This is a genomic window from Streptomyces sp. NPDC057424 (genome assembly GCF_042803315.1).
GTDB lineage: Bacteria > Actinomycetota > Actinomycetes > Streptomycetales > Streptomycetaceae > Streptomyces.
Genome location: NZ_JBHVCP010000120.1, coordinates 1 through 4532 on the forward strand (window position 1 = coordinate 1; position 4532 = coordinate 4532).

At 67.3% G+C, this 4532-nt stretch carries 5 protein-coding genes and 1 pseudogene; all 6 read left to right on the top strand.

Translation table 11 applies throughout. The features are described from left to right. Window positions 1-102 precede the first annotated feature (102 nt). Window positions 103-621, top strand: a pseudogene (locus tag ACFU3E_RS38225) (ATP-dependent DNA ligase); the annotation flags it as partial. Between the two features lie 141 nt (window positions 622-762). Then, the gene (locus tag ACFU3E_RS38230; protein WP_384169378.1) at window positions 763-1875 is read left to right on the top strand and encodes a tyrosine-type recombinase/integrase; all 1113 of its coding nucleotides are present in this window, start codon (window positions 763-765) and stop codon (window positions 1873-1875) included. Beyond that, the gene (locus ACFU3E_RS38235) at window positions 1872-2201 is read left to right on the top strand and encodes a helix-turn-helix domain-containing protein (protein ID WP_384169381.1); all 330 of its coding nucleotides are present in this window, start codon (window positions 1872-1874) and stop codon (window positions 2199-2201) included. Before ACFU3E_RS38230 ends, ACFU3E_RS38235 begins: the two co-directional genes overlap by 4 nt. After that, window positions 2198-2329 (top strand): hypothetical protein, encoded by a 132-nt coding sequence (locus ACFU3E_RS38240; RefSeq protein WP_384169383.1) that lies wholly within the window; start codon window positions 2198-2200, stop codon window positions 2327-2329. The genes ACFU3E_RS38235 and ACFU3E_RS38240 overlap by 4 nt, the downstream gene beginning before the upstream one ends. A gap of 33 nt (window positions 2330-2362) precedes the next feature. Continuing rightward, window positions 2363-3604 (top strand): IS701 family transposase, encoded by a 1242-nt coding sequence (locus ACFU3E_RS38245; protein WP_384169386.1) that lies wholly within the window; start codon window positions 2363-2365, stop codon window positions 3602-3604. 139 nt (window positions 3605-3743) lie between these two features. Beyond that, window positions 3744-4532 (top strand): IS5 family transposase gene (locus ACFU3E_RS38250; protein WP_384169389.1). Its coding sequence is split into 2 segments (ribosomal slippage), with 790 coding nucleotides annotated over them: window positions 3744-4083 and window positions 4083-4532; the frame shifts between segments, so codons are not numbered across the junction. This gene is flagged as partial in the annotation.

The window sequence follows — 4532 nt, forward strand, 5'->3', positions numbered from 1 at the left end:
TCACTGGATGGCGGGTGCACTTCACCCGCCATCCAGTGATCGACATGGCGCCGGAGGATACCTCGCGGACAGCTCAACAGCGCATAACCGAAGTGGGACGGCTACCGCGCCCAACTCGCGGTGTACGCGGGCGGGCGGGTGCTGCTGCGCTCACGGCGCGGCACGGACATGACGGCCTCGTTCCCCGAGATCCGGGCGGCGGCCCTGGCGCAGCTGCCGGCAAACACCGGGCTGGATGGCGACCTGGTGGTGTGGGAGCGGGACCGGCTGGCGTTCGAGCGGCTGCAGCAGCGGCTCGCCCGCCGCGGGGCGCCTGCCGCTCAGGCGGCGCGGGAGTGGCCGGCGCACTTCGTGGCCTTCGACCTGGTCCACCGAGGCGACGACCTGGCTGGCTGGCCGTACGCCCGGCGCCGTGCGGCGTTGGAGGCCCTATTTGCGGAGCGCGGCCTGACGGCGCCGTGGGTGCTGTGCCCGTCGACGACCGACCCGGCCCTGGCGCGGGAGTGGCTGTCGTGGACGGCGGCCGGGGTGGAGGGACTGTGCTTCAAGCGGCTGGAGGAGTCCTATCGCGGAGGTGTGCGGTCGTGGCGGAAGTACAAAAACGCGATGAATTGCAGTTGATGCAACATCCTGTGCCTCGCCGGAAACGCGGTTTTCGCTGATTACTCCCCCAACTCCCTTGCCACGTCGGCATCGCAGCGGTGCTGCGATCAGGACAGTCGCGGTAGACGCAACATTGATGCGTTTGATACAACAGCCGCCATGGTTGCTCAGGCACCCGGTTCGGCGCGTCTCGTCCTCGCTCCGAACGTCGTGCATCTGGACCCCGAGCCAGCGGTGTTCACGGCGATGAAGGAGGGCTGGGCCCGGCAGCAGCACGCCCGGTTTCTGAAGGCGTCGACGATCGAACCGCGGCTGCGTCTGATCGACCGGTTCGAGGTGTTCACTGGGCTGTACCCGTGGCAATGGACTCCTACTGATGGCGAGGCGTTCATCACGCACCTGCGTAGCGGCGCCAATGCGATCCGGATGTCGACGGCACGGGCGTACGAGGTGACGATCACCTTGTTCGTGGAGTACCTGCTGGACCGCCGGTACGGATGGGTGGACACCTGCCGGGAGCGGTTCGGGCAGGCACCTCAGGTCGTCTTCCACGAAGCCAACTCGGTCCTGCACACGCTGGAGTACGAGGGCGACCCCCGGCGTCGGCCGCTGACCTACGACGAGGTCCAGGCTCTGTTCGACGCGGCCGATGCCCGGCCGGCCCAGATCCGCGGGCACGGGCGAAAGGGGACTCTGACCGCGCTGCGCGACGCTGCGGTGCTGAAGACGATCTACGCCTACGGAACCCGGCGTACCGAGTCCTCCATGGTCGACCTGGTGGACTTACGACGGCATCGGAAGATTCCGCAGTTCGGACAGTTTGGCTCGATGGCAGTCCGGTACGGGAAGTCGTCCAAGGGGGCGCCGCCGAAGCGGCGGACCGTGCTGCTGGTGCCGGAGATGGACTGGGCGGTCGACGTCCTGAGCGAGTGGGTGCATGAAGTCCGTCCCCGGCTGGCGCCCGGTCGGCACCCGGCGCTGTGGGTGACCGAGCGGGCCGGGCGGATGTCGCCGCGCTCGATCAACGAGGCCTTCACCACGGCCCGTGACGCGGCCGGCCTGGATGGGGCCCTCGATCTGCACTGTCTGCGCCACAGCTACATCACACACCTGACGGAGTTCGGCTACCCCGCGCGGTTCGTCCAGGAACAGGTCGGCCACTCCCATGCCTCGACGACAGCCATCTACATGGGTGTCTCGGACGAGTACCGCAACCACCTGCTGGAGGCTTCGCTGAAGCGCCGGCTCGGCGACGACTGGGACCTGACGTGATCAAGAAGATGGGCTACGAGTGGCAGCTGCGGCAGATCATGGCCGAGCGGGAGATGTTCCACACTTCGGATCTGCTGCCGCTGCTCGCCGAGCGGGGGGTGAGTCTGTCGCGTGAGCAGGTCTACCGGCTGGTGACGCAGCCCCCGCAGCGGATGAGCATGGACACCTTGGTCGCCCTGTGCGACATCTTCGGCTGTACCCCGAACGACCTCATCAAGCCGACAGTCATCAACGCGCAGGTGAAGAAGACCGCGGGCGGCGAGGAGGCACCGCTGCCGCTGACGGAGCGCCGGACCACGATCCGGCGCCCGGGGGCGGCCTCGTGAGGAAGTACCTGACCCCGGACCAGATCCGGCTGCGCGAGGACCTGGCCGGGGCCCGCGACCGGATCGTCGTCCTGCTGAACCTGGCCCTCGGAGAGTCCTTAGTACTCCAGCAGCGGTTCGTGTCCTGAGCTGGCGGTTGTCGTTGTCCTGGTATGGAGGGGATGATTGAAGTCAGCTGTTGGGACGGCGAGTTGGAGTCGGTGTTCGCTCGGGTGGCGGGCAGGTTCGCTCGGGCGGATTTGCGGTGGCGGATGCGGGACTACGTCCGTGGTCTGCTGGGGCGGGCGACACGCAAGAACGGCTGGCAACTCGCGGAATGGGCGGGTCACCACACCCCTGACGGCTTCCAGCGGCTGTTGAACAGCAGTGTCTGGGACGCGGACGCCGTGCGGGACGATGTCCGTGATTACGTAGCTGAACGGCTGGGACCGGGTGGTGTGCTGATTCTCGACGACACCGGGTTCATCAAGAAGGGCACCACCTCGGCCGGGGTCGGCCGCCAGTACACCGGCACTTCGGGAAAGATCGACAACTGTCAGATCGGAGTGTTCGCCGCCTACGTCACCAGTTCGGGCCGGGCTCTGGTGGACCGGGAGCTCTACCTGCCCAAGGCCTGGACGTCCGACCGTGACCGTTGCCGGGCAGCGAAGATCCCGGATGAACGAGGCTTCGCGACGAAGGGCGAACTGGCCCGGGACATCGTCCGCCGCTGCATGGCCGCCGGCCTGCCCGCCACGTGGGTCACCGCCGACGAGGCTTACGGGCAGGACTGGCACTTCCGTCGCCTGCTCGAACAGCTCGACGTCGGCTACGTGGTCGCGGTGCCCAAGTCCCAGCAGATCAAATCCCTGACCGGGATGTGGCGCATCGACCAACTCATCGAGGAAGCACCCCTTGATGCCTGGCAGCGGCTGTCCTGCGGTGAGGGGGCCAAGGGGCCACGGGTTTACGACTGGGCCGCGGCCAAGCTGCCCACCAACCTGATCTTCGATCCGGATCCGCCGACCCATCACCGCTGGGTGATGGCCCGCCGCAGCCTCTCCGATCCCGGCGAAATCGCCTACTACCTCGCCTACGCGCCCGTCGGCATCGAGCTTGCCGAACTGGTCCGTATCGCCGGCTCTCGCTGGGCGATCGAGGAGTGCTTCCAGGCCGCGAAGAACGAATGCGGACTGGACGAATACGAGGTCCGCCGCTACATCGGCTGGTACCGGCACATCACCTTGTCCATGCTCGCCCACGCCGTCCTGACCGCACTCGCAGCGCAGGCCGACGGCGAGGCAAAGGGGGCTGCAGAAACGGATCAGCCCCCGCCCCGCTCACCGTGGCAGAGATCCGGCGACTCCTGGACACTCTCCTGCCCCACCCACGAGCCGACCGCGACCCCGTCACCCACGCACTGAAGTGGTCGGCTTGGAGAAGACAACGCCAGGCCGTCGCCCGCCGCTGCCACTACCGAAAACGCAGCTCAGGACACGATCCGCTGCTGGAGTATTAGACGTCATCTCATTTGGCTGACTCGGTAGGCTATCGCCCGTGGGGATCGTTGAGCGGCTGGTGTCTGAAGAGTTGTGGGAGTTGTTCCAGCGAGTGGTGCCAGAGGCCCCCTCGCGGCCTCAAGGCGGTGGCCGACGCCGCCACGGTGACCGGGAGGTGTTGGCCGCGATCGTGTTCGTAGCCACGTCAGGCTGCACGTGGCAGCAGTTGCCGTCCGCGTCGTTCGGGCCGTCGGGAGCGACGGCTCATCGGCGCTTTACCGAGTGGACGAAGGCCAGGGTGTGGGCCAAGCTCCACCGCTTGGTCCTGGACGAACTCGGCGCCAGCGGCGAGTTGGACTGGACCCGCTGCGCGATCGACTCCGTGAGCATGCGGGCCCTGAAAAGGGGGACCTGACAGGTCCGAATCCTGTCGACCGGGGCAAGTACGGGTCGAAGATCCACCTCATCACCGAGCGGACCGGTCTGCCCCTGTCCGTCGGGATCTCGGGGGCGAACCTGCACGACAGCCAGGCCCTGATCCCCCTGGTGAAGGGCATACCGCCCATCCGCTCACGCCGCGGACGCCGTCGACGCAGGCCGGGCAAGCTTCACGCCGACAAGGGCTACGACTACTCCCACCTGCGGCGATGGTTACGGCAACGCGGCATCACCCATCGCATCGCCCGAAAAGGCATCGAGAGTTCGCAGCGACTGGGCCGCCACCGCTGGACCATCGAACGCACCATGGCCTGGCTCGCCGGCTGCCGCCGCCTCCACCGACGCTACGAGCGCAAGGCTGACCACTTCCTCGCCTTCACCAGCATCGCCTGCACCCTCATCTGCTACCGCAGAC

What these genes read in the sequence shown, in the direction of transcription:
- ACFU3E_RS38230 (WP_384169378.1), top strand. Translation starts at nt 763, where the DNA reads ATGGTTGCTCAGGCACCCGGTTCGGCGCGTCTCGTCCTCGCTCCGAAC.
- ACFU3E_RS38245 (WP_384169386.1), top strand. Translation starts at nt 2,363, where the DNA reads ATGATTGAAGTCAGCTGTTGGGACGGCGAGTTGGAGTCGGTGTTCGCT.